Below are 24408 nucleotides of genomic sequence, written 5' to 3'. Positions count from 1 at the left end.
GCGTTTCTGGTTAGTGTCTCTGGCAAAACCTCTGGCTGACCCTTGTTGTTTGGTCGGTCAGCCAGCTTGCTGGCGTCTACGTGTCTGCATTAAGCGAGTGATCATGGCGCGTAAGGCGGCAGGTTTAACGGGTTTATGCAGCAGCATAAACCCTGCATCACTCACCTCATTGGCAATCTCATCGGTTCTATCTGCAGTGATGACAATGCCGCTAACTTTTTCCTGTAATTGTTTTTCTATGGCCTGCAATGCCATCACACCGGTTTGACCATTGTTCAGGTGGTAATCTGCCAGATAGATCTCTGGTAACTCAGGCAGGGTCAAAATCTTCTGCAGGGCAGCATCCAGACCTTCTGCTGTAGCTACCTTGCACTTCCAGCCTTTTAACATCGCCTGCATGCCTTCAAGAATCAGCGGTTCGTTATCAATACAGAAAATTTGCAGGTCATCCAGTTTGTTAAAATTGCGCTTACCCGGTAAAAAACCGGTATGGGTCTGTTGTGGGGGAACGACTGGTACAGAGACAGAAAACACCGTGCCTTGTCCCTGCCAGCTGCGTACCCGTATAGGATGATCCAGCACCCGTGACATACGTTCTGCAATCGACAATCCCAGACCCAAGCCTTTTTCATTGCGTTTGTCCGGTGTATCCAGACGGCGAAACTCCTGAAAAATTTCACTCAGTCGACTATCAGGAATGCCTGGCCCGGTATCCCAAACTTCTATACTTAGTTGATTTCCATGGTGCCGACAACCAATCAGCACGCGTCCTTCGCCGGTATAACGCAAGGCATTGGAAAGAAAGTTCTGCAGGATGCGGCGTAACATCTGAGTATCACTGCGTACCCAGGCTTTGCTTTTTACCCGTCTGAGTTGTAGATCCCGTTCAGCAGCCATTACACTAAACTCAGCCTTAAGTGGTTCCAGTATCTCACTGAGCGGGAAGTCACTCAGTCTGGGCAGGAAGGCACCGGCATCCAGTTTGGAGATATCCAGCAGAGTGCTGAGTAATTCTTCGGCTGCTTTTAATGAGTTGTCGATATGGCTGGTGGTTTTTTTATACTCAGGATCTTCAATCTGCTGAGACAGTGCGGAAGTGAACAGGCGAGCTGCATTAAGTGGTTGCAAGAGGTCATGGCTGGCTGCCGCCAGGAAGCGGGTCTTGGAGGTGTTGGCATCTTCAGCCTGTTGTTTGGCAACACGCATGTCTTCTTCAGCACGGGCGCGTACCTGGTTTTCCTTAAACAGGGCACTATTTAACTCGGATAACGCCAGTGTCCGTTCACGCACGCGTTCTTCCAGGTGTTCGTTGGTTTCCTGCAGGGCGATTTCGACCAGGCGCCGCTCGGTAATATCCTGATAAAGTGCAAAAAATCCCAGTACCTCACCCGATTCAGCAATGTGCGGGGTATAGGTGACCAGGGCATAACGCACGCTGTGACTACGTCCCGGCAGCTCCAGTTCAAAAGTCTGGCGGCGGCCTTCCAGTGCGGCGCGCATAGAAGGATTACGTGCTTCGTATTCCTGTGGCGGTAACACCTTGTAAACGGGTTGGCCAATCACCTGATTACGATCAATACCCATGGCTTCTTCATAAGCCCGGTTGGTAAATAGGTAGCGTCGGTCAGTATCAAAATAGGCAATGAGTGCCGGTACGTTGTCGGTATAAATACGGATATTGTTTTCTGACTGGATCAGGGCTTCTTCTACTTCTTTCTGCTGGGTAATGTCCTGGTAACTATAAACAAAACCACCACCGGGCATAGGATTGCCATGAATTTCCAGCACACTGCCATCCTTGCGGTAACGCACGTACCGTTGAGGTTCTCCTTCACGGATATTGTCTAGCAGTTGCTGGACATGGGTTTCCGGGTCACCAGGGCCGTATTCACCCTGTTCCGCATTGTAACGAAACAACTCCACGGCAGGTCGACCGACCCGGATAAAGTTGTCAGGGAAGTGGAACAGCTCTAGATAACGCTGATTCCAGATCACCAGATTAAGGTGCTGATCGATCACGCTAATACCTTGTGACAGGTTTTCGATGGTGGATTGCAGCAGACTGCGGTTAAATTCCAGTACCTGAGAGGCTTCATCCACTATGGAAATCACATCAGAGATTTTGATTTCCTTACCCTGCAGTGCCGAACTCATCACGATGCGAGCGGATGATGCGCCCAGCACACCGGCTAGCAGACGTTCAGTAAACTGGATTAATTCAATGCTGGCGGGGTCTTCATCACGCAGGGGGGGCAGGTTGCGTTTAAAGGCATAATCGCGGAAAGCTCGATGTACGGCCGGATTACCCACAAAGCGTTCCGCCAGTAGCCTTAAATCACCGATATTGGTGGAGCCTTTCCATAAACGGGACGTCTTTAAAGGCTTGATTTCCAGATTATCAACAAAAGCTGATGCCTGGATGCGATCAATCACCCGCTGTCGGGTAAGGCGTGATACCAATACAAAGGCCAACAAGTTGCCACTGAGGCTCCAGAATACACCCTGAGTGAAAAAATCCATGCTGGTGATACCAAAAAGTGCAGTAGGGCGTAACCAGTCATAACCCAGCAGGCCATTAGTTAACAATCCTCCGCCAATGACTCCCGCTGTCGCCAGGCTTGGCAGCAACAGGGTATAAAACCAGAGCAGCCCCCCAGTTAATAAACCGGCCAGTGCGCCCCAGCGGTTGGCCTGCTTCCAGATAATGCCACCCAGTGCCACTGGAGCCAGTTGACCGATGGCAGCAAAAGCCAGAAAACCCGTGGCAGCCAGTGAGTTGAATTCAGCAATGGTACGATAGGTGAGATATCCCAGCAGCATAACAGCCAGCATGGTCAGGCGGCGGATGCGCAGCACAAAACGACCAAAATCCTGATGGGAGGTGCTGCTGGTCCAGCGGGTTTTTAACAGGAAGGGAATCACAATTTCATTGGAAATCATAATGCTGACAGCAACCGTTGCCATAATCGCCATACTGGTTGCAGCAGAAAAACCACCAATATAAGCCAGCAAAGCCAGCCAGCCGGCATCAAAAGCCAGTGGCAGGGTTAATACAAAGGTATCTGACTCAACCCGCCCATCGGGGAAGGTAATCAGACCCGCTGCAGCAATGGGCATTACAAACACCGCAAACAGTGTCAGATACACCGGCAAAAACCAACGGGCGTAACGGGCATCATCACGGTGAGCATTTTCTACCACCGTGACATGAAACATCCGTGGCAGCAGGATAATCGCCACCATTGCAAGCAGCGTTTGTGCCACAAAACCCTGAGTGAAAGCAGAGGTGTTGAGCTGGCTCTCCAGTGGCCGAAAAAACTCGGCTTTGTTCAGAAGATCAGTAAAACCGTTAAAATAGACCCAGGTCACCATCATACCCACAGCAAGGAAGGCAAAGAGTTTGATCAGGGATTCAAAAGCAATGGCACGCAACAGACCTTCGTGATGCTCGGTGGCATCAATATGGCGGGTACCAAACAGAATGGCAAAAACTGCCAGCACCAGTGCAACGTGAAATGCTGTATCCGACAAAACTGGAACCAGTCCAGGATTGCTGGTGATATTGCTCCCTGGGAAGCTGGTCAGCACCTCATAAGCTATGGCAACTGCTTTTAATTGCAGGGCGATGTAAGGCAGGGTGCCAACCAGAGCAAAACCAGTCACGATTACGGCCAGCAGTTGCCATTTGCCATAACGTGAGGCAATGAAGTCCGCAATGGAGGTGATGTTCTGTGCCTTGCTGACCCGAAACATTTTTCTGATCAGCGGCCAGGCAAAAAAGTAGGTAAGAATCGGGCCGATAAAAATACTCAGATATAACCAGCCACCACCGGCAGCCTGACCAACGGCACCATAAAAAGTCCATGAGGTGCAATACACCGTGAGTGCAAGGCTATATATCCAGGGGCGACTTTTTTGCTGGGGGTTACGGCGTGCTTTGCGGTCACCCTGCCAGGCAATGGCAAACAGCAGCAGTAGATAGGTGACGGAAAGCAGAAAAAGTTGCCAGCCAGCAAACATGGTTGAGTCTCTCAAGGGTGTTGAACAGAGGGCTATTATGCTTAAATTTTCATCATAATTCAGAGGGATGTTGTCAATCCGACAGCAAAATGCCCGGCTGCTGTGCTCTGAGGCAGATTTTTCAACACCTTAAAGTGAAATAAACTCTTAGACTATGGTTCTGTAAGTGTGTCAGATTGACCGGGTTTGCAAGTGTATAAAATATACAGTCTATTGTTTTTAATGGCTTTTTGATTTTTGCTGGGTTTTGAGTTGATCAGTAAGACTAAGGTCGGGGCTTTTATTCACGAGGTTAATTTTGCAGAATCAACCCTGGAATTTTCTCAAACGCAGTGGAATTCCCCAACTCTCAATAACAATAAGCGGAGAGCAATACTATGGCAGATGATAAAACAAATGCTGCTGCATACTGGTCAGCGAACCTTCGCCTGATCCTGTGGAGCCTGGTTGTCTGGGCTCTTGTATCCTACGGCTTCGGCATACTTCTTCGTCCAATGCTGTCCGGCATTGCAGTCGGTGGTACGGATCTGGGCTTTTGGTTTGCCCAGCAAGGCTCAATCTTCACTTTCATCGGCATCATTTTCTTCTACTCGTGGAAGATGAACAAGCTCGATAAAGAACTTGGCCTTGAGGAGTAAGCACACATGAGTCAATTTGCAATTAACCTGTTGTTCGTGGGTGCTTCCTTTGCCCTCTATATTGGTATCGCGATCTGGGCACGTGCCGGATCGACCAAAGAGTTCTACGTTGCCGGCGGTGGTGTAAACCCTGTCACTAACGGTATGGCTACTGCAGCTGACTGGATGTCTGCAGCGTCCTTCATCTCCATGGCAGGTCTGCTGTCCGTTGGTTATATCAACTCCTCGTTCCTGATGGGTTGGACTGGTGGTTACGTACTGCTGGCACTGCTGCTGGCTCCTTACCTGCGTAAGTTCGGCAAGTTCACAGTGCCTGACTTCATCGGTGATCGTTTCTACAGCCGTGGTGCACGTCTGGTTGCAGTAGCCTGTCTGATCATTGCATCGGTAACCTATGTAATCGGCCAGATGACCGGTGCCGGTGTGGCTTTCTCCCGCTTCCTGGAAGTCAGCAGCACTGCTGGCATCTGGATTGCAGCCCTGATTGTATTCCTCTACGCCGTATTTGGCGGTATGAAAGGCATCACCTACACTCAGGTTGCTCAGTACGTGGTACTGATTGTGGCTTACACCATTCCTGCGGTATTCATCTCCATTCAGCTGACTGGTCATGTTCTGCCACAGACGGGTATGTTTGGTACTCACATTGAGTCCGGTATACCTCTGCTGGAAAAACTGGACATGGTTGTGCGTGATCTCGGTTTCCGTGATTACACTGCTGACGTATCCAACAAACTGAACATGGTGCTGTTCACCCTGTCTCTGATGATTGGTACAGCTGGCCTGCCACACGTAATTATCCGTTTCTTCACCGTACCTAAAGTAGCTGATGCTCGCTGGTCTGCAGGTTGGGCACTGATTTTCATTGCTCTTCTGTACACCACTGCACCTGCTGTTGCGTCCATGGCACGTCTGAACCTGATTACCACCATGTTCCCTGATGGTACTGATCAGCCAGCACTGCTGTATGAAGATCGTCCAGAGTGGGTTAAAACCTGGGAAGAAACCGGTCTGGTACGTTTTGAAGACAAAAACAATGACGGTCGTATCCAGTTCTACAACAACGCTGCTGATATGTCTGATCGTGGTTGGGCTGGTAACGAGCTGACTGTAAACAACGATATTCTGGTACTGGCTAACCCTGAAATTGCGCAGTTGCCAAGCTGGGTTATTGGTCTGATTGCGGCGGGCGGTATTGCTGCGGCACTGTCTACAGCGGCGGGTCTGTTGCTGGCAATTGCTTCTGCAATCAGTCACGACTTGATCAAAAATACCATTAACCCGAACATCACTGAAAAAGGCGAGATGCTTGCTGCACGTATCTCGATGGGTGGTGCGATCCTGCTGGCAACCTACCTGGGTCTGAATCCTCCCGGATTCGCGGCACAGACGGTAGCGCTGGCGTTTGGTATCGCTGCTGCTTCCATCTTCCCGGCTCTGATGATGGGTATCTTCTCCAAGCGTGTGAACAGTAAAGGTGCAGTTGCTGGTATGCTGGCTGGTCTGCTGACCACTCTGGTGTACATCTTCACCTTCCTGGGCTGGTTTTTCATCCCAGGTACCAATACGCTGGCGAATACTCCTGACAACTGGCTGTTCGGTATCTCCCCGCTGTCCTTCGGTGCGGTTGGTGCGATGATCAACTTTGCAGTGGCCTTCGGTGTGTCTTATGCAACTGAAGAACCTCCACAGCACATTCAGGATCTGGTTGAAAGCGTGCGTTACCCGAAAGGTGCTGGCGCAGCTGTAGATCACTAAGTGATAATAAGCCTGTACGCAGAAGCTGATTCTGCAACGGGTTGAACCAAAGCGGGCTTCCCTGGTGGAAGCCCGTGTTATTTTCAGGGGAAAAAAGTTCTATGTTCTGGCATTTGATCGCACTGGTGTTTGTGGGCCTTGGATCAGCGGGTATTGGTTTCCTGTTGCGCACCCTGAGCAGGAAAACCCTGCCAAAATGGATCATTCCTGTTTGTGCCGGTATCGGGATGTTGAGTTATCAGGTGGTTAATGAATACACCTGGATGGAACATAAACGAACACTTTTACCTGCTGGTTCAGTGGTAATTGAGGTGGAGCAAGGTACAAATTTCTGGCGTCCCTGGACTTATATTTATCCAATGACCCAGGCGTTCAGTCTGGTGGATACCGAAAATATGGACGTGGTGCAAAGTGGTGAGCAGAAAATTGCCCAGTTTGTTATTTATCGTTTTGAAAAAGAATATATGGATCGTCTGACGCACCAGGCGTATCTGCTGAACTGCAATACCGGTGAACGCATTCCCGTGAGTGAAAGCGGTGAGTTAAAGCTGAGTGGTATGCAGGTTTTTGCACCGACAACAGATCTTTACCGTGCAGTTTGCCTCTGAGACTAAAGTACATCTTTCGACAAGGGTGGGGGTTTGTTAGATTCAAGTGATGTCTAACTTCCGTTATCGGTCGTTAGTGCTGCAGCATCAGCTTATGAAAATAAGGAAAATAGCATGAGCAATGAGTTTGATCTGTCTCATCCCCCTTTTGACCTGTTGACAGAAGAATCCCAGCACCAATTATTGACTCGCCTGGATATCGGTTATTTTGGCCTGAATGAAATAATCATCGAGGCCGGTCAGTCCAGTGAATATGTTTTTGTGGTGATGAAAGGGGCCGTGGCAGAAATTGATCCACGCCTTGCTGAGACAGACCCTGATGGAGGGGTCATCAGAGAATACGCCCAGGAAGATCTTTTTGGTGCCATCAGCATCATCAACGGTACCAGCCGTTATACCTTCTGCACTCTAGAAGAAACGATTGCCTGGCTGATTCCAAAAGCCGTTTTCCAGAAACTGATAGAAGACAACGAAGCTTTTGCTGCTTACTTCCAGAACTCACTGACAGAAAAAGCCCGTCTGCTAGAAAGCCGTCGTAGTCAACAGCAGGGTGGCAGTGACATGTCAGCCTTTATGCTGGCAAAAGTAGGTGCCTCGGTACTGAAAGAGCCGGTTGTGCTGGATTCCGGCACCAGCATTACCCAGGCAACTCGTACCATGCGTGAGCAGCATGCTGATTGCCTGCTGGTACGCAAAGGCAGTCAGTTTGGCATAGTGACCCGCACGGATCTGCTGGAGGGTGTGGTGTTAAAAGGCATGACACTGGATGCTGATATCTGTGAGCTGGCCAGTTATAACCTGCTGACCGTACAAAAAGATGACTTCCTGTTTAATGCACTGGTATTGATGACCCGCCACAAAATTCAGCGTGTGGTGGTGTTTGATGGCTCCAAACTGGCCGGTCTGGTTGAGCTGACTGATGTGCTGAGTTTCTTCTCCAGTCAATCACATGTTATCGGTTTGCAAATTGAACGCGCAGCCAACCTGGATGAGTTGGCGCGTGCTGCTCGTGGTACTACCGCCCTGATCAGTGGCTTGGTTTCTCAGGGTGTGAAAATACGTTTTGCCATGGATCTGCTGGCGGCACTGAATGGCCGTATTATTGCCAAGGCATTTGAATATCTGGTGCCGCAGGAAATCCAGAATAAGATGTGCCTGCTGGTGATGGGTAGTGAAGGCCGTGGTGAGCAGGTACTCAAAACTGACCAGGATAATGCACTGATTCTGGCCGATGATCTGGACTGGCCGGAATGTGGCAAGGTCATGCAGAAGTTCACCCAGACCCTGCTGGATTTTGGTTATCCGCTGTGTAAAGGCAACATCATGGTATCCAACCCGGAATGGGTGATGCGGGAATCAGACTGGACAAAACGCCTGCAAAAGTGGTGTGGTTCGGTGGAAGGAACCGGCCTGATGAATCTTGCCATTTTTGTGGATGCTCATGCCGTTGCTGGTGATGAACAGCTGTTTAACCGGGTGCGGGAATCCCTGTACGAAAAACTGGCTGGTAACGATGTGTTTTATTCTTATTTTGCCATGCCGCTGCGTCGCTTCAGTACCCCACTGACCTTTTTTGGTGGTTTAAAAAGCTCGGATGGTATGGATATCAAAAAAGGCGGTATCTTCCCGATTGTACATGGTGTTCGCAGCATGGCGCTGCAGCATAAAATCCGTGAAACCAATACTTTTGTCCGGCTGGAAAAACTGGCTGAACAGCGCATAATCAAGAAAGATTTTGCTGATGATCTTTCAGAAGCTCTGGCTGTCATGAGTCGTTTACGGCTGCAGCAACAGCTTAAAGCAGCCGAAGGACAGGCTGATGCAGATGAGGCTAACCTGATCACAGCGGTGGAATTGAACAAACTGGATCGCGACCTACTGCGTGAAGCGCTGCATCTGGTGAAAGAGTTCAAGTCAAGGATGTCACATCGTTATCATCTTGAGAGGTAAACAACATGGTGCTGAAAACAATAAGAACAGCAACAGATCGTTGGAGCCAGAAAAACGGTGAATTCTCCTTTATGTTTGATACCTACGAAGGGGATGAAGTTGTTGCTCTGGACTGCGAAATGACGGATCTCGACCCGCAGAAAGCTGAACTGGTATCTATAGCCGCCGTAAAAATAAAAGGCACACAGGTACTGACCAGCGAAAAAATCGACATCAAACTGCAGAAGCCAGAAAGCCTGACCGGAGATTCGATCAAGGTGCATCACATCCGTGGAGTGGATCTGTTGGGTGGTGAAATCCTCAGTGATGCTTTGCGTCAGTTGCTGGAGTTTGTCGGTAATCGCCCGATCATGGGTTATTACATCAACTACGACATCACGGTACTGAATCGTTTTATCCGCCCGCGCTTTGGCTTCAGCCTGCCGAATAAAACCATTGAACTGTCCAACTGTTATCTGGACAAGGTCAAACGAGCCAATCCCGAGCTGATGCCTGATCTGCACTTTGAAAAAATTGCTGAAAAATTGGGTATCCCGATGGTGGGGCAGCGCCATACCGCTCTGGGTGATGCCGTTACAACAGCGCTGATGTATGTGCGCCTGCTGAAAGGTCCTATCCCTACCTGAATAGTGGTAGGGATGTAGTAAAAAAAACCGCCATTTTGGCGGTTTTTATTTGGATAAGTGCCAGGTATTAAAAGTTATACCAGTTGCCATCAGGGTTGGGCATTAGCCACTGGCGGCTGAACCAGAAGAAGCGGTTTTCTGTGGCGTGGGGTGCCGTGCAGTTGTAACGCGGGCGACCGGTATGCAGATCCTTGTCAGAATTTACGGTGATCTCAATCCGCTCGTCCTCCAGAGTGCGGCGGGTGACCTGTAGTAATTGTGCATCCGGCCCGTAACAACGCAACTGCTGCAGGCGGTAATCACCGGGATAAATGGTAAACTTTAATTCCGGGCGACGGTTTCTACCATCCAGTACAGTGGATACTGGCTCCTCTGAGGCTAAGGGGAAGGGTAGGGCATGAAGTTTGGTACGCAGGCTGCTGGGATTGGCTGACAGGCCATTAGCTGCGTAACGGGGAATAGCCGTCATGCCAGTGAAGGGACTGGCTGCACCGGATTGCTGACCAAAACCGACATAACCCAGGCGCCGAACCAGCTCTTGTAATTCCGGGGTGTATTCACCATAGGGGTAGGCCAGATACTTGGGTGTAGCACCCAGGTTCTTTTCGATCAATTGCTGGTTTTCCTCTATCTCACGAGTCATGCGTGTCTGCCAGTCTTGCTGGCTTTCATCATCCAGCTTGCGCACCATATGTGTATGACTGAGGGTGTGATTGGCAATAATAGCACCAGCGTCTTTTGCTGCTCTGAGTTGTGCCCAGCTCATGTGTAAAGGGCGTTTTTCTTCGATTGGCTGAGCATTAACAAAAATGGTGAAAGGGAGCTCACGCGCTTTCAGAATTGGCAGGGCTTCTTCATAAACACTGATGTAACCGTCATCAAAGGTAATCACTGCAATTTTGTCTGGCATCGGGCGACGGCGCTGCAGGTGCTGTACCACTCGATCCAGCGGCCAGACCTGAAAACCATCCCGCTCCAACATGTCCAGATGAGCCACAAAATTGGCGGGTGAGGTGCTGGTGGATGGGGGTGTGCGAGTACTAACATGATGGTACATCAGGATAGCGGCATGAAACCGATCCGCAACAGGGGGTGTTTCAGGCGTGTTGGCAGACAGGTTGCTGGAAAAGAATACAACAGCCAGCAGTAATAATGAGATGATTCTGATCGACATGGTTGATCCTTGTTGTATGGTTTATTTGAGCAGGGGGCGCAGCACTTCCATGGCTTCGTTGATCTGTTGCAGTTTTTCCTGATCACCACCACGATCCGGGTGGTGCTGCATGGCCAGTCGTCGGTAACTGATCTTGATTTCCTGCGCTGTAACACCTTCTCTCAGCCCAAGGGCTTCAAGTGCTTTGGCTTTGAGACCACCGCCGGTGAAAACAGTTTCTTCGTGCAGTCGCTTCCAGAAGTTGTTCAGGGCGCTTTCGATATCCTGCTGGGTGGTTTTTTCCAGCATGTCCATATCCAGGTAGTAGTCACGCATTGGATCATGCTGGTGAATGGATGGACTGCCTGGATTATAGGGTTGCAGTTGCATCCTGACAGCAGTGATTTCCAGATGTCCCTTGCCGGTTCTCCAGAGTTCATCACGCAGTTGATAAAGGGCGTTGTATAACAGGAAGTGGGTGCGAAACAATTTGACGCTATCTGTGAAGGTGTCAGGCTCAAGCGTCACGGTTCCCTTTTCATCCAGCACCTTGAGCAGGGCGTGTTCGTTGACACCTTCGGGAAAACTGCGCAGAACTTCGATCAGGTCTTCAAAGAGTCGTGTTTCCTGTAGCGCTGTCATGTTGATATAAGACCTTAATTTCCGGTTGGTAGGGTGATGTTAGCAGGGCTGGGCAGGATAGAAAACGCTTCAGGCATTTACATTTAATACGGCTTTGGTTAACTTGCCCACCTCTGATCACTGAGTAACCGGTACATCGCCATGCAGGAATTGCTTCCCAAAGCCAGAAAAGAGTTCAATAAGTTACAGAAGCGTCTGCGCCGTGAGGCAGGTCAGGCGATTGCTGACTTCGACATGATACAGGAAGGCGACAAGGTTATGGTCTGTCTATCCGGTGGCAAGGACTCTTTTACCCTGCTGCATATCCTGATGGGATTGCAGAAGAGTGCACCAATCCGCTTTGAGCTGGTGGCGGTGAATCTGGATCAGAAGCAGCCGGGTTTTCCTGAAGAGATACTACCGGACTACCTTGAGCAGCTGGGTGTGCCTTTTCATATTCTGGAAAAAGACACCTACAGCATTGTTAAAGAAAAAATCCCGGAAGGGAAAACCACCTGTGGTCTGTGCTCCAGGCTGCGTCGTGGCACCCTGTATGGTTTTGCAGAAGAAATCGGAGCGACCAAAATTGCTTTGGGCCATCACCGTGATGACATGCTGGAAACCTTGTTCCTGAATCTGTTTTTTGGTGGCAGCATCAAATCCATGCCACCCAAGCTGTTGTCTGATGACCAGAAGAATATAGTGATTCGTCCGCTGGCTTACAGCCGGGAAAAGGATATTGCCGAGTTTGCCGAGATGATGCAATTCCCGATAATTCCCTGCAACCTGTGTGGCTCGCAGGATAATCTGCAACGTCAGGTAATCAAGGAGATGCTGCTGGATTGGGAAAAACGCTTTCCAGGGCGGATCGAAACCATGAACAATGCCCTGCAGAATATTGCTCCCTCACAGTTGGCTGATACACGGATTTTTGATTTTGCCGGGCTTGAGGCGCAACGTGCCAGAGCCATGTCAGACCGCATTCGGCTGATTGATACTCTGGCAACGGAAGTTTAAGGTTTATTCTTCTTCAAATGCCATTTGTCTGTAGAATTGGATTCCTTTCCTGTCGCCAGTCGTTGATCAGGATGCCACCAGTTTTGTTCCGGTTTCTGCATAACATTCTGTCAGACCAGCAATATCAAGTAGTTGCTGTCGATCAGTAATATGAACTTCTTTGCCATTAACAGCGATCATTTGGGTGGCCTGAAAGCGAGTGAAGACCCGGCTGACGGTTTCAACAGCCAGCCCCAGGTAGTTACCAATTTCGTTACGGGACATCGGCAGACGGAAGGTGTAAGGCGAATAACCACGGCGTTTAAAGCGGGATGACAGATTAGCAAGAAAGGTGGCCACCCGCTGTTCAGCATTCTTTTTGGACAGCAGTAACATCATCTGTTTGTCGTCACGAATTTCTTTGCTCATGCTGCTGAAAATCTGTTTGCGCAGATCGGGCAGCTCATGTGAAAGCTCTTGCAGACGGCTGTAAGGAATTTCGCAGACGGTAGTGGTTTCCAGTGCTTTGGATGAAATGGGGTAACTGGTGCAATCAATGCCATCCAGACCGACCAGCTCACTGGGAAGATGGAAGTTGGTGATCTGCTCTTCACCCTCATTGGTCATGATGTAGTTTTTTAAACTGCCGGAGCGCACAGCATAAACACAATCAAATGAATCACCCTGGCGGAACAGGTGTTCACCTTTTTTAAGCGGTTGGCGGCGTTTGATGATGCGATCCAGCTGATCAATATCTTCAAGGTTCAATGATAAGGGTAAGCAAAGAGAGCTGAGGCTGCAGGTCATGCAACGTGTTTCTTTACTGAGGTTGATGCAGTTCCCTTTTTGTTGTCTGCTGGGCATCACACTTACTCCCTTGTAATTATTTAAACCGTGACATAACTCAAATAGTTTTACCATGAGTTTTGCTTTGTGGCAATGAGATGTCCGGGTAGCATCACAGCCCGAAAGAGCTGTCGGGCTGGCAATATAACATTAAATTATTCTTGAGAAAGCACGACCCAGAGAAGCTTGATCCAAATAAGCATCAAACACCATACAGATGCTGCGTACCAGCAGGCGACCGGCAGGGGTTACCGTTAACTGATTGCCAGTGATTTGCAGCAGCCCATCCTGTTGATGCTGTTGCAGTTGTTGCAGCTCGGCAGCAAAATACTCAGCAAAGTTGATCTGGTGTTGTTTGCCAAAAGCATCACCATCCAGTGTGAAATGGCAAATCAGTTGGTTGATGGCCGCACGGCGAATGATGTCGTCCTGATTCAGGCGCAGACCACGCAGGGTTGAAAAGCGCCCTTCTGTTATGGCTGCCTCATAACCTTCGGTATCGTGGTGGTTCTGGGCGTAGGTCGGGCCAACCTGACTGATGGATGAAGCCCCCATGGCAATCAGGTCGCAGTCGGAGTGGGTGGTGTACCCCTGAAAGTTACGGTGCAGGCGGCCTTCTCGTTGTGCTACTGCCAGTGTGTCATCTGGCTTGGCAAAGTGATCCATGCCGATGTACACATAACCGGCTTTGATCAGACGGGTGATGGTCTGTTCAAGAATGGTCAGTTTGTCTTCCGGGCTGGGTAGGTCGTCAGCATTGATCCGACGCTGAGGTTTAAAGCGTTCCGGCAGGTGGGCATAGTTAAAAACGGATAAACGATCTGGATTCATTTCAATGACTTCTTCCAGCGTGGCTGCAAAAGTCTCAGGTGTCTGGTGGGGCAGTCCGTAAATCAGATCCAGATTCAGTGAACGAAAACCCAGCTCTCGTGCCTGTATCAGCGCATTTTCAGTCATGGCGCGGGGTTGTACACGATTTACTGCTTCTTGAACCTTCAGGTTCAGATCCTGCAAACCAAAGCTCATACGATTAAAGCCCAGCTCGCGCAACAGCGGCAGGGTATCGGATTGAATTTCTCTGGGGTCGATCTCAATCGAGTAATCACCCAGATCATCATCACGCAGGTTAAAGCGCTTGCGGGTTTCCTGCATCAGCTCGCGCATTTGTTCACTGGACAGGAAGGTGGGTGTACCACCGCCCCAATGCAGCTGGTTAACCTGGCGCTGAGTATCCACTCTGGCAGCGACCAGATCCATCTCCTGATAGAGTTTTTGCAGGTAGGGTTCACAACGGCCGGTATCTTTGGTGGCAATTTTATTACAACCACAATAAAAACAAACCTTGGCGCAGAAGGGGATATGGAAATACAGCGACAAGGGAGCCTGTGAGGCATTGCTTTCGATCAGGGCATGAGTGAATTCGTCTGAGCCAAAAGCATCATGGAACTGAGGCGCGGTTGGATAAGAGGTGTAACGGGGGCCGGCAAGATTATAACGATCCACCAGTTCGGGGTTCCACTCAAAGGTATTAAAATCGACTTGGTTCATCCGTTATATCTCTTGTTCTGTCATTAAAAGTTTACTTCAGACCCAGCAAAGGCAAGGCTTGCCAGATGGCAAAACCCAGCAGCAGCAGAGCTGAAAGTTGTCGCCAGAGTGGCTGTCGCAGCAGGCTGGTCAATTGACGTGCCAGACTGCCGGTGACCAGCAGGGTAGGTAGTGTACCCAGACCAAAAGCCAGCATCAGCAGCCCACCATTAAAACTGCTGCCACTGCTGAGTGCCAGCAGTAACATGGAATAAACCAGCCCGCAGGGTAACCAACCCCAGATCAATCCGATCAGCAGTGCTTGTCCCGGATGGCTGACTGGCATCAGTCGTCGTCCCAGAGGCTCAAGATAACGCCAGAGGTGTTTACCCAGTGCTTCTACGCGAGTTAATCCTGTCCACCACTGACCGATGTAAAACGCCATCAGCACCAGCATGATGGTTGCCAGCCAGCCAAGCAGGGTGGTGATTGGCTGGATTTGACCAACCAGTAATTGCCCCAGCCCACCAACCAGCAGACCAGCCAGAATATAACTGCTGATACGTCCGATATTATAACTGAGCATCAAAGCAGCAATACGTGCCGGATGACGACGGCTGGGGGGAAGTGCAAAACTCAGGGCACTGACAATGCCGCCACACATGCCAATGCAGTGCCCTCCACCCAGCAGCCCGGCAATCAGGGCGGTGATCAGCCCGGCAGCCAGCAGCTCAGTCATTGAGGTGACTGATCTGCTGTTTTGTCTTTAGCCTGTTCTGTTTCGGTTTGTTTGTCAGAATCGGCGGCAGGTTCACTATCCGGTTTTTTTTCATCTTCATCAAAAAGAATGGAATAAGCGGGTCCCTCCATATCTTCAAACTGGTCATTTTTGACCGCCCAGAAAAAAGCCCAGATCGCCAGGCTAAGCAGCACAATAGAGAGCGGGATCAGCAGAAACAGGATATTCAAGAGTGTGCCTCATGGGTTGCAACGGGCAGTTTGATTTCGGCAGTGACTTTTTTCTGCTCACTGATTCGCTGTTCACTGGCTTTGTCGCGCAGGCGTAGAGCATTAAATACAACAATCAGTGAGCTGGTGGTCATGCCCAGTGCTGCCATCCAGGGTGGTATCAGCCCCATGGATGCAGCCGGTAAAGCCATCAGATTGTAACCCAGTGAGATGGCAAGATTCTGCATAATAACAACCCGGGTCATCCTTGCCTTGCGTATGGCTTCTGGGATACGGATCAGTCGACTGGACAGCAGCAGAGTATCCGCACTGGTTTTAGCCAGGTCGGTGGCGTCCCCCATGGCAATCGAAACCTGGGCGCCGGCCAACACAGGAACATCATTGACACCATCGCCGACCATGACGACTTGTTTACCCTGTTGTTGTAACTCACGCAGGCGTTCGAGTTTTCTTTCCGGGCTGGCGCTGGCAGTAAAGTGCTGAATACCCAGTTCATTGGCAATGGCTTCCACTGATCCTTGTTGATCACCGGAAAGCAGCTCTACCTCCATTCCTAGTTTTTTCAGCTCAGCCAGCATGGCCTGAGTATCAGGTCGCAGTTGATCACTCAGACGTATCCAGCAAAGTGGGTTCTGGTCATCTGCAAATAGCAGCCATTGGCCTTCTTCGGCTGGTGGGGTCAGTGTTTGTGCTTGCCAGGCAAAATCAGCTCTGCCCAGTTTATAGTTCTGACCCTGAATTTTGCCACTTAATCCCTGGCCGGTGTGTGCCTGGATATCACTGGCAATCAGATCTTTATCACGGCTTTCTGCAAAAGCACGGGCGATGGGGTGTTCAGATTGAGCCTCCAGAGCGGCTGCATAACTGCTGATCTGCTCTTTACGCGGATCAGAGGTTTCCGCCAGCCAGCGAATTTCTTTTAACTCCAGCCGACCTTCGGTTAGGGTGCCGGTTTTGTCAAAGATGATGTGAGTGGCTTTTGCCAAGCCTTCCAGCACATGACCTCGTGTTATCAACACACCTTGGCGTGCCAGGGTGGCGTTGGCCACTGCCAGTGCGGTTGGGGTTGCCAGTGCCAGTGCACAAGGGCAGGTGACAACCAGTACCGAGAGGGTAACCCAGAAGGCACGGGATGGATCAATGAACCACCAGACTGAAAAAACCAGTACGGAAATCAGTAGAATGGCCGCCACAAAATAGCGTGAAACCAGATTGGCTATAGCCGCAATCCGGGGTTTTTCTGCCATGGCTCTTTCACTGAGTCGTGAAATGCCAGCAAGACGAACATCCGCACCGGTTTTTTCAACTTCCACAATCAAAGGGCTGTCGATGTTCTGGGTGCCCGCCAGCACCTGATGACCAGGGTGGCAGGAGACTGGTAGGTATTCACCGGTCATGGTGGCTTCGTTCACGCTGGAGTGACCACTGATGATTTTTCCGTCTACGGGGAGTGTGTGCCCCGGTTTGACCAGTATTTGATCGCCCGGGTGCAGATTGCGGCTGGGGATGTAGCTCTCTTCGTTATTATGCGGATTCAGCAGAATGGCGGCCTGGGGTATCAGGTCATGCAGGGCATTGCCACCACTGCCGATTCTGTGCCGGGTACGCATTTCGATATAGCGACCAAAAAGCAGAAAAAAGGCAAACATGGCAATGGCATAAAAGTGCAGTTCACCCGTTCGGAAAATCAGTGCCCAGACACTGGCCGCATAACCCAGGCCGATGGCCAGAGAGACAGGGATATCCATGTTCAGGCGGCGATTCTGTAGTTCTTTCACGGCACTGGTGAAAAATGGCCAGGCTGAATAAAGCACAACAGGGGTGGTTACCAGAAAAGACATCCATTGGAACAGCAGGACAAACTCCTGCTCCATATAACTTTCCAGCATGCCTGCTTCCAGCGCTATACCAAACATCATGGCTTGCATGGAGCCGATGGCAGCAACAATCAGACGGCGTATGGCTGTTTTATGTTCCCGCTGAAGTTTTTTCTGTTGTTCATCGGCTTGCCAGGGTAAAGCGCTGTAACCGATGGCTTTGAATTCGGCCAGCAGTTTGCTGAAGGGCAATTTGTTAATGTCCCAGCGCAGGGTGGTGCGCTGGGCGCTGAGATTAACTGCGGTATGTTCTACGCCTTCCAGATGATTAATCTGATGTTCAATCAGCCAGGCGCAGGCAGCACAGGTGATGCCATCAATTGCCAGGGTCGCTTCTGCCATGCCATCTTCTGACTGGTGCACAAATTCCTGCAGCAGTTCAGGTGCATCATAAACCTGGAGTTCGGCCAGTTCTGATTCACTCAGTTCGGGGCGGGGCGGCAGTTCGGTACGGAACTTGTAATAACTTTCCAGACCACCCAGAACAATGGCATTGGAAACTGCCTCGCAGCCGGGGCAGCAGAGGCGTTCCATCTTGTCATTCACCTTGACCACATAAGGGCTTTCAGAGGGTACGGGTTCACCACAGTGGAAGCAGGCTTCTGGTGTCATGGGTGTTTTTGTCCTGGTTACTTATGTTGCAGAGTTGCTTTGACTTAAATTTCAGAGCTTAGCGCTGACTGGGAAGTAACTCCAGTGGTGCCTGCATCGGGAAGTGAGCTCGGCCATACAGTCGCCATTCACGTTCAGAGCCGTAGAGTTTGACGTCCCAGTCAAACTCGGGATTACGCTGCAGGTTGCCGACATAACGTCCATTCTGTAAGTGTTGCAGCGGCACAGAAAAGTCCAGCGAGGAGCGAGTTGGGTTTTCCATCAACACCACCAGTTGGTCAGGAAATTTTTGCAGGTCGCCGGAAAGATCGAGGTAAAGCTGACTCTGCGTGAAGCGTAAGCTGGCTCGCAGATTGAGTTGTTGTGCTACGTGATCCCGTTCAAACGACTGGTTGATGGTGCGGCCTTCCTTGTAGTAGTCCTCATGCACCGGACCATCGTAATGGATGATACCTATGGTCAGTAATGACAGACCCACAGCAACGCCGGCAATGGCTGGCGAAAAAGCCAGCCAGACCATGCCATTTTTGTACCAGGGAGTAGAGTTAGTGCTCATCAACGGGCAGCCCTTATAAAGAAGCGGGAATCACGACTACTGTTGATGCGTGGATCCTGCTGGGATTGTAAACGAATTTCGATATCAACCGCAGGCGCTTTGGGTAAATCTGCGGGATCACCGATAACCTGTATCGGGAATTGGCGTACTTCACCGCCGGACAAAGTGTAAACATCTGCACTGTGAAGTACAACGCCATCAACACCGTGCAGAGTTAGCACATAGGTATGTTCTTTCTGATCCATGTTGGCAATACGAATCAGGTAGCTGTTTTCAACCAACCCGTCAGAAGTGACCCTTAACAACTGGTTGCGGTCACGCAGTACTTCCAGCTCCAGTGGAATACGACCAGACAAGGCCACACTGAAGGCAACAAACATCGCGATCAATACGGCAAAATAACCAATCAGCCTTGGGCGTAGGATTTTTGTTTTGCGTCCGGCAAGCTCTTCCTCGGTAGTGTAACGAATCAGACCGCGAGGATATTCCATCTTATCCATCACCTGATCACAGGCATCAATGCAGGCAGCACAGGTGATGCACTCGTATTGCAGGCCATTACGAATATCAATACCAACTGGGCAGACCTGAACGCAGAGATCACAATCAATACATGAACCCAGCCCCTTGTCTGCAGGATTGTCGGATTTTTTACGAGCACCCCGAGGTTCGCCACGAGCAGTGTCGTAAGAAACGACCAGGGTGTCTTTATCAAACATCACAGCCTGAAAACGGGCGTAGGGGCACATGTAAATACAGACCTGCTCCCTTAACCAGCCAGCAAACAGGTAGGTGAACAGGGTAAAAAAGCCGACCCAAAAAAACTCCCAGGGTCCAAGATCAAAAGCGACTGCACGAGGTAACAGGTCGCGTATTGGTGAGAAATACCCCAGAAATGCCAGTGCAGTGGCCAGTGCAATCACCAGCCAGATTAAGTGTTTGGCACTTTTACGCAAAAACTTCTCGGAGTTCATGGGCTGTTGGTCGAGCTTTCTGCGTTTGTTGGGGCTTCCTTCGGTTTTTTCCTCGACCCAGATGTACAGCCAGGTCCAGACGGACTGTGGGCAGGTATAACCACACCAGACGCGCCCGGCAAAGTTGGTGACAAAAAACAATACAAAGGCAAGGATGATCAATAACCAGGCCAGCAGCATAAAATCATGCGGGAAAAAGGTGGTGCCAAAAATATGGAATTGGCGATTGGGCAGATCAAACAGGATTGCCTGACGATCTCCGTAAGGGATAAAGCTACCCAGAAAAAACCCCAGCATCAGCACCCAGTTAGCCGTGCTTCTCAGTTTTTGGAACAGACCTTTAACCAGTTTGACATAGATGTGCTGTCGTTTGGCATACAGCTCTCCCTGTGGGCCACCGGTCGTTGGTGATTTGCGTTGCTGGCCTGCGTCAACAGGAGTTATATCTTGAGTAGGGATTTTATCAGTCATTTGATCATCACCAGGCTGGAATGGGCATCATGGTAAATCTGAAAGCTTCTGTATGCCAGCAGGCACACGGGAGTTTTCCGGAGGGTGGTCTTGCTTGCCACCTTTTTTCTGAAAAAAGGCCGAGATCTATACTGACTTGCTGATTCTGCGCGTTTTAAAAAATAAAAGGAATGCGGCAGGCCGCCGCATTCCTGATTTTAACAACAGATTGCTGCTTAGTTGCCCTTGCTCAGACTATAAATATAGGCTGTAACCAAGTGAACCTTAGGCAGCAGTTCAGCTTTCTGGCTGGGGCTAAGGCTGCTCAGGTTGTTGGGCAGGTCAACACCATAGTCCAGATAACGTGCCTGCGAAGGCATCAGACCGTTACGACCGTAGCGCAGGGTGTAGGCTACCGAGTCATAAACACTCTGACCGGGCTGCACGTACAACCATGAGTTGGCGGTCAGGTTAGGAGCACCAATACTGTCGATACCCATGGCTGCACTGCCTTTGCCATTAACACCGTGGCACGAGGAGCAGATCGCTTGGTACATCGGCGCTGCTTCTGCTGCTTTGGCTGCATCATGCTCCAGATTAGACAGGCTCAGAACAAAGTTGGACATGTTGTCCACACCTGTGTCACCCAGCATTTCAATCCAGGCAGGCATATAGCCGTTACGACCGTTGATGATGGAGGTGCGAATTATTTCAGCATCACCACCATACAGCCAGTTGTCGTCAGTCAGGTTTGGGAAGCCGTAACCACCGCGGGCAGAAGAACCGTGACAAACGGCACAGTTGTTCTGGAACAGGCGGTCAGCAACCTGCATGGCTTCAGGATCACCCGCCAGGTCTTCGATGCTCCTCTGGGCGTACTGATCAAAAATGGGTGCATAGTGTTCTTCTGCACGTGCCATTTCATCTTGCCACTGGCCGATGGATGTCCAGCCCAGTACACCTTTGTAATTACCCAGACCTGGATACAGCGCCAGGTACACCAGAGCGAATACAATCGTGATGATAAACATGATGAACCACCAGCGGGGCAGGGGGTTATCATATTCTTCGATACCGTCTGCAGCGTGACCGGTTGTTTCAACCTGTCCGTTGGCAGTCGGGGCTTTATCAGTTTTGCGGTTTGCGTAAAGGAGCCACCAGCAGAAAGCAATTACACCCAGTGTAATTACAGAAATCCACAGGCTCCAGAAGCCGCTCATGGCTTGGTCAGTCATGCTTTTTCTTCTCCAGTGATGAGCTTGCACCCTGGTTATGGTTGTTTTCGGGTTCGTCAGCAAAAGGCAGGTTGGCTGCCTCGTCAAAAGGTTTCTTCTGGTTCTTGCTGTAAGCCCAGTAGACAATGCTCAGAAAGGCTACCAGCAGAACAACTGACATCAGACCACGAAAAACATTAATATCCATAACCTTACCGTGTTTCTTTCAGGACAGTGCCCAGTTGTTGCAGGTACGCAACCAGAGCATCCATTTCAGTTTTTCCACGAACTGCATCCGTGGCGCCTGCGATGTCTTCATCGGTATAAGGTACGCCCAGCATTCTCAGACGTTCCATTTTGGTGGCGGTATTGCTGCCATCCAGCACGGCATAGTTCAGCCAGGGGTAAGACGGCATGATGGACTCAGGCACAACGTCACGCGGGTTGTACATGTGAGCATAGTGCCAGTCATCACTGTAACGACCGCCTACACGAGCCAGATCAGGACCGGTACGCTTGGAACCCCACTGGAAAGGATGGTCGTAAACGAACTCACCCGCTACAGAGTAGTGACCATAACGCTCGGTTTCTGCCCGGAACGGACGAATCATCTGTGAGTGGCAGGTGTAGCAGCCTTCACGGATGTAAACATCACGACCTTCAAGTTGCAGTGCATTCACTGGCTTGAGGCCTTCAACCGGCTTGGTGGTCTGATCCTGGAAGAACAGAGGAACGATCTCTGCCAAACCACCGAAGCTGATAACGACCAGAATCAGCACGGCCATCAGACCAATATTTTTTTCTACGATATCGTGTTTCATTCAGCTAACCCCTTCCTCAGGCCGTTTGTGCGGCGGCTTTCTCAGAAGCCTTGCTGGACACAGTCATGTAGACGTTGTAAGCCATCAGCAGCATGCCGACCAGCCACATAACACCACCCAACCAGCGAACCACGAAGCCGGGATGACTGGCTTCAACAGCTTCAATGAAGGTGTACATCAGGGTGCCGTCGGCGTTGACTGCACGCCACATCAGACCCTGTAGAATGCCGTTAACCCACATGGAGGCGATATACAGCACGGTGCCGACAGTCGACAGCCAGAAATGGACATTGATCAGATCAACGGAGTGCATTTCTTTTTTGTCGAATACTTTCGGGATCAGGTGGTAAATGGCACCAATGGAGATCATGGCAACCCAGCCCAGAGCGCCGGCGTGTACGTGACCAATGGTCCAGTCAGTGTAGTGGGACAGGGCGTTAACAGTTTTGATGGACATCATCGGGCCTTCGAAGGTGGACATACCGTAGAAGGACAGAGAAACCACCAGGAAGCGCAGTACCGGATCGGTACGCAGTTTGTGCCAGGCACCGGACAGGGTCATCATACCGTTGATCATACCGCCCCAGGATGGAGCCAGCAGAATCAGGGACATAGCCATACCGATTGACTGAGCCCAGTCAGGCAGTGCAGTGTAGTGCAAGTGGTGAGGACCGGCCCACATGTACACACAGATCAAAGCCCAGAAGTGCACAATCGACAGGCGGTAGGAATAAACTGGACGCTCAGCCTGTTTGGGTACGAAATAGTACATCATACCCAGGAAACCAGCGGTCAGGAAGAAACCTACAGCGTTGTGACCATACCACCACTGCACCATGGCATCCGTTGCACCAGAATAGATGGAGTAGGAGTGCAGCCAGCTGGTGGGCAGCGCCATGCTGTTAACAATGTGCAGGATCGCAACCGTCAGGATAAACGCAGCAAAGAACCAGTTGGCTACATAAATGTGGGAGGTTTTGCGCTTGTAGATGGTGCCAAGAAAAACAATGGCGTAGGCAACCCAGACCACGGCGATCAGTACGTCAATCGGCCAAATCAGCTCTGCGTATTCTTTACCCTGAGTCAGGCCCAGTGGCAGAGTGATTGCAGCCAGCACAATGACCAGCTGCCAACCCCAGAAGGTAAAGGCGGCTAAGCCATCAGACAGCAGGCGTGTCTGACAGGTGCGCTGAACTACATAGTAAGAAGTTGCAAAGAGTGCACAACCACCAAACGCAAAAATTACCGCGTTGGTGTGCAGCGGACGCAGGCGTCCGAAGCTAGTCCAGGGTAGGTCAAAGTTCAGTGCAGGCCATGCCAGCTGGGCTGCGATCCAGACGCCGACAAGCATGCCGACGATACCCCAGACCACAGTCATGATGGCAAATTGCCGAACCACCTTATAGTTATAGGTAGGGTGTTCAATTGCTGTGCTCATGTCAGGTTCCCATTACAGCAGTTAAGTTGGATTAATCCAGCGCCAAGTTTCCTCGGGCTGGGTTTCCCCAGCCATGATACATGTCAATGGATCCGCTTCATTCTATCTCAGTGATGGAATGACCTGAACCTAAGTGTGGGACTTCTATGATTTATTTATGATGGCTGCAAAGGCTTTTTAAGATAACTCCTTTTTTTTCAATGCATTATGAATATGCGGCAAACAGACACATAGACAAAGGTGGTGTGTTACATTGACGTTTTTACAAGCACAGGCTTTGGTTAAAATCCTATAACTACTGTTGATAATGGATGCAGCCAGTGGAAAAAAGTTCCCCTGCTTAATTCCCTAGTGTTTTACTCGGTTAAAATTATGCGGGTCCACAGAAGCGATTGAAAAAAATAGCGAAAAAATATTTGACAGCGATAAAAAAGGCTGTAGAATGCGCAGCCACATGAGGCGGGTGGTTAGCTCAGTTGGGAGAGCACCAGCCTTACAAGCTGGGGGTCACAGGTTCGAACCCTGTACCACCCACCATTTACAGTTTGCTCGAATTTGATCTGTGAATGCCTTGTCTCATGTTTGTTACTGTTATGCGGACCGGTAGTTCAGCTGGTTAGAATGCCGGCCTGTCACGCCGGAGGTCGCGGGTTCGAGCCCCGTCCGGTCCGCCACTTATAACAGTGACTCAGGAAAACAATGCGGACCGGTAGTTCAGCTGGTTAGAATGCCGGCCTGTCACGCCGGAGGTCGC

At 50.4% G+C, this 24408-nt stretch carries 20 protein-coding genes and 2 tRNA genes; 8 read left to right on the top strand and 14 right to left on the bottom strand.

What is annotated here, in order from left to right; all coding sequences use genetic code 11:
- Positions 1–57: 57 nt before the first annotated feature.
- Positions 58–4020, bottom strand: a complete 3963-nt coding sequence (locus tag IBX50_RS06985) for a NahK/ErcS family hybrid sensor histidine kinase/response regulator (protein WP_292254518.1) — start codon at positions 4018–4020, stop codon at positions 58–60.
- A gap of 377 nt (positions 4021–4397) precedes the next feature.
- On the opposite strand from IBX50_RS06985, the gene IBX50_RS06980 reads away from it, so the two are divergent.
- From IBX50_RS06980 to IBX50_RS06960, 5 genes are all read left to right on the top strand, one after another.
- Positions 4398–4658 carry a DUF4212 domain-containing protein gene (locus IBX50_RS06980; RefSeq protein WP_292254517.1) on the top strand — a complete coding sequence of 87 codons (261 nt, stop codon included), beginning with the start codon at positions 4398–4400 and terminating at the stop codon, positions 4656–4658.
- Between the two features lie 6 nt (positions 4659–4664).
- Positions 4665–6416 carry a sodium:solute symporter family protein gene (locus tag IBX50_RS06975; protein ID WP_292254515.1) on the top strand — a complete coding sequence of 584 codons (1752 nt, stop codon included), beginning with the start codon at positions 4665–4667 and terminating at the stop codon, positions 6414–6416.
- Between the two features lie 101 nt (positions 6417–6517).
- Positions 6518–7024 (top strand): hypothetical protein, encoded by a 507-nt coding sequence (locus IBX50_RS06970; RefSeq protein ID WP_292254514.1) that lies wholly within the window; start codon positions 6518–6520, stop codon positions 7022–7024.
- Between the two features lie 114 nt (positions 7025–7138).
- A complete protein-coding gene (locus IBX50_RS06965) occupies positions 7139–8974 on the top strand; it encodes a DUF294 nucleotidyltransferase-like domain-containing protein (RefSeq protein ID WP_292254513.1) in 1836 nt (611 codons plus the stop codon).
- A gap of 5 nt (positions 8975–8979) precedes the next feature.
- Complete coding sequence (locus IBX50_RS06960) at positions 8980–9600, top strand: 3'-5' exonuclease (protein WP_292254512.1); 621 nt, start codon at positions 8980–8982, stop codon at positions 9598–9600.
- A gap of 67 nt (positions 9601–9667) precedes the next feature.
- On the opposite strand, the gene IBX50_RS06955 is transcribed toward IBX50_RS06960, so the two are convergent.
- Together IBX50_RS06955 and IBX50_RS06950 are read right to left on the bottom strand one after the other, a co-directional pair.
- Complete coding sequence (locus IBX50_RS06955) at positions 9668–10774, bottom strand: polysaccharide deacetylase family protein (RefSeq protein WP_292254511.1); 1107 nt, start codon at positions 10772–10774, stop codon at positions 9668–9670.
- A 21-nt stretch (positions 10775–10795) separates the two neighbouring features.
- Entirely contained in the window at positions 10796–11395 is a 600-nt protein-coding gene (locus IBX50_RS06950; RefSeq protein ID WP_292254510.1) for a DNA-J related domain-containing protein, read from the bottom strand.
- A 141-nt stretch (positions 11396–11536) separates the two neighbouring features.
- On the opposite strand from IBX50_RS06950, the gene ttcA reads away from it, so the two are divergent.
- Positions 11537–12391, top strand: coding sequence for a tRNA 2-thiocytidine(32) synthetase TtcA (gene ttcA, locus IBX50_RS06945; protein WP_292254509.1), 855 nt, complete (start codon positions 11537–11539; stop codon positions 12389–12391).
- A gap of 66 nt (positions 12392–12457) precedes the next feature.
- Here the strand turns inward: ttcA and fnr are convergent, their stop codons facing one another.
- The 11 genes from fnr to ccoN form a co-directional block, all read right to left on the bottom strand.
- Positions 12458–13234: a fumarate/nitrate reduction transcriptional regulator Fnr gene (fnr, locus tag IBX50_RS06940; protein WP_292254508.1), complete on the bottom strand. Its 777-nt coding sequence runs from the start codon at positions 13232–13234 to the stop codon at positions 12458–12460.
- A 132-nt stretch (positions 13235–13366) separates the two neighbouring features.
- Positions 13367–14764, bottom strand: coding sequence for an oxygen-independent coproporphyrinogen III oxidase (hemN, locus tag IBX50_RS06935; protein ID WP_292254506.1), 1398 nt, complete (start codon positions 14762–14764; stop codon positions 13367–13369).
- A gap of 31 nt (positions 14765–14795) precedes the next feature.
- The gene (locus IBX50_RS06930; RefSeq protein ID WP_292254505.1) at positions 14796–15482 is read right to left on the bottom strand and encodes a sulfite exporter TauE/SafE family protein; all 687 of its coding nucleotides are present in this window, start codon (positions 15480–15482) and stop codon (positions 14796–14798) included.
- Complete coding sequence (ccoS, locus tag IBX50_RS06925; protein ID WP_292254504.1) at positions 15479–15712, bottom strand: cbb3-type cytochrome oxidase assembly protein CcoS; 234 nt, start codon at positions 15710–15712, stop codon at positions 15479–15481. The genes IBX50_RS06930 and ccoS overlap by 4 nt, the downstream gene beginning before the upstream one ends.
- The gene (locus IBX50_RS06920; RefSeq protein WP_292254503.1) at positions 15709–18201 is read right to left on the bottom strand and encodes a heavy metal translocating P-type ATPase; all 2493 of its coding nucleotides are present in this window, start codon (positions 18199–18201) and stop codon (positions 15709–15711) included. The genes ccoS and IBX50_RS06920 overlap by 4 nt, the downstream gene beginning before the upstream one ends.
- Positions 18202–18259: 58 nt before the next feature.
- Positions 18260–18757 (bottom strand): FixH family protein, encoded by a 498-nt coding sequence (locus tag IBX50_RS06915; RefSeq protein ID WP_292254502.1) that lies wholly within the window; start codon positions 18755–18757, stop codon positions 18260–18262.
- Positions 18757–20202 (bottom strand): cytochrome c oxidase accessory protein CcoG, encoded by a 1446-nt coding sequence (gene ccoG, locus IBX50_RS06910; RefSeq protein ID WP_292254500.1) that lies wholly within the window; start codon positions 20200–20202, stop codon positions 18757–18759. Before ccoG ends, IBX50_RS06915 begins: the two co-directional genes overlap by 1 nt.
- 215 nt (positions 20203–20417) lie before the next feature.
- Positions 20418–21416, bottom strand: coding sequence for a cytochrome-c oxidase, cbb3-type subunit III (ccoP, locus tag IBX50_RS06905; RefSeq protein WP_292254498.1), 999 nt, complete (start codon positions 21414–21416; stop codon positions 20418–20420).
- The gene (locus IBX50_RS06900; RefSeq protein WP_292254497.1) at positions 21409–21603 is read right to left on the bottom strand and encodes a cbb3-type cytochrome c oxidase subunit 3; all 195 of its coding nucleotides are present in this window, start codon (positions 21601–21603) and stop codon (positions 21409–21411) included. The genes ccoP and IBX50_RS06900 overlap by 8 nt, the downstream gene beginning before the upstream one ends.
- Before the next feature lie 4 nt (positions 21604–21607).
- Positions 21608–22216, bottom strand: a complete 609-nt coding sequence (gene ccoO / locus IBX50_RS06895) for a cytochrome-c oxidase, cbb3-type subunit II (RefSeq protein WP_292254495.1) — start codon at positions 22214–22216, stop codon at positions 21608–21610.
- A gap of 16 nt (positions 22217–22232) precedes the next feature.
- A complete protein-coding gene (gene ccoN, locus IBX50_RS06890) occupies positions 22233–23654 on the bottom strand; it encodes a cytochrome-c oxidase, cbb3-type subunit I (protein ID WP_292254493.1) in 1422 nt (473 codons plus the stop codon).
- A gap of 461 nt (positions 23655–24115) precedes the next feature.
- Between ccoN and IBX50_RS06885 the strand changes: the two genes are divergently transcribed.
- Positions 24116–24191: transfer RNA gene (locus tag IBX50_RS06885), tRNA-Val, on the top strand.
- Between the two features lie 60 nt (positions 24192–24251).
- Positions 24252–24328 (top strand) — tRNA-Asp (locus tag IBX50_RS06880).
- Positions 24329–24408: the final 80 nt, after the last annotated feature.

This window comes from Marinospirillum sp. (assembly GCF_014859565.1).
This window is presented reverse-complemented; position numbering and strand designations above follow the sequence as displayed.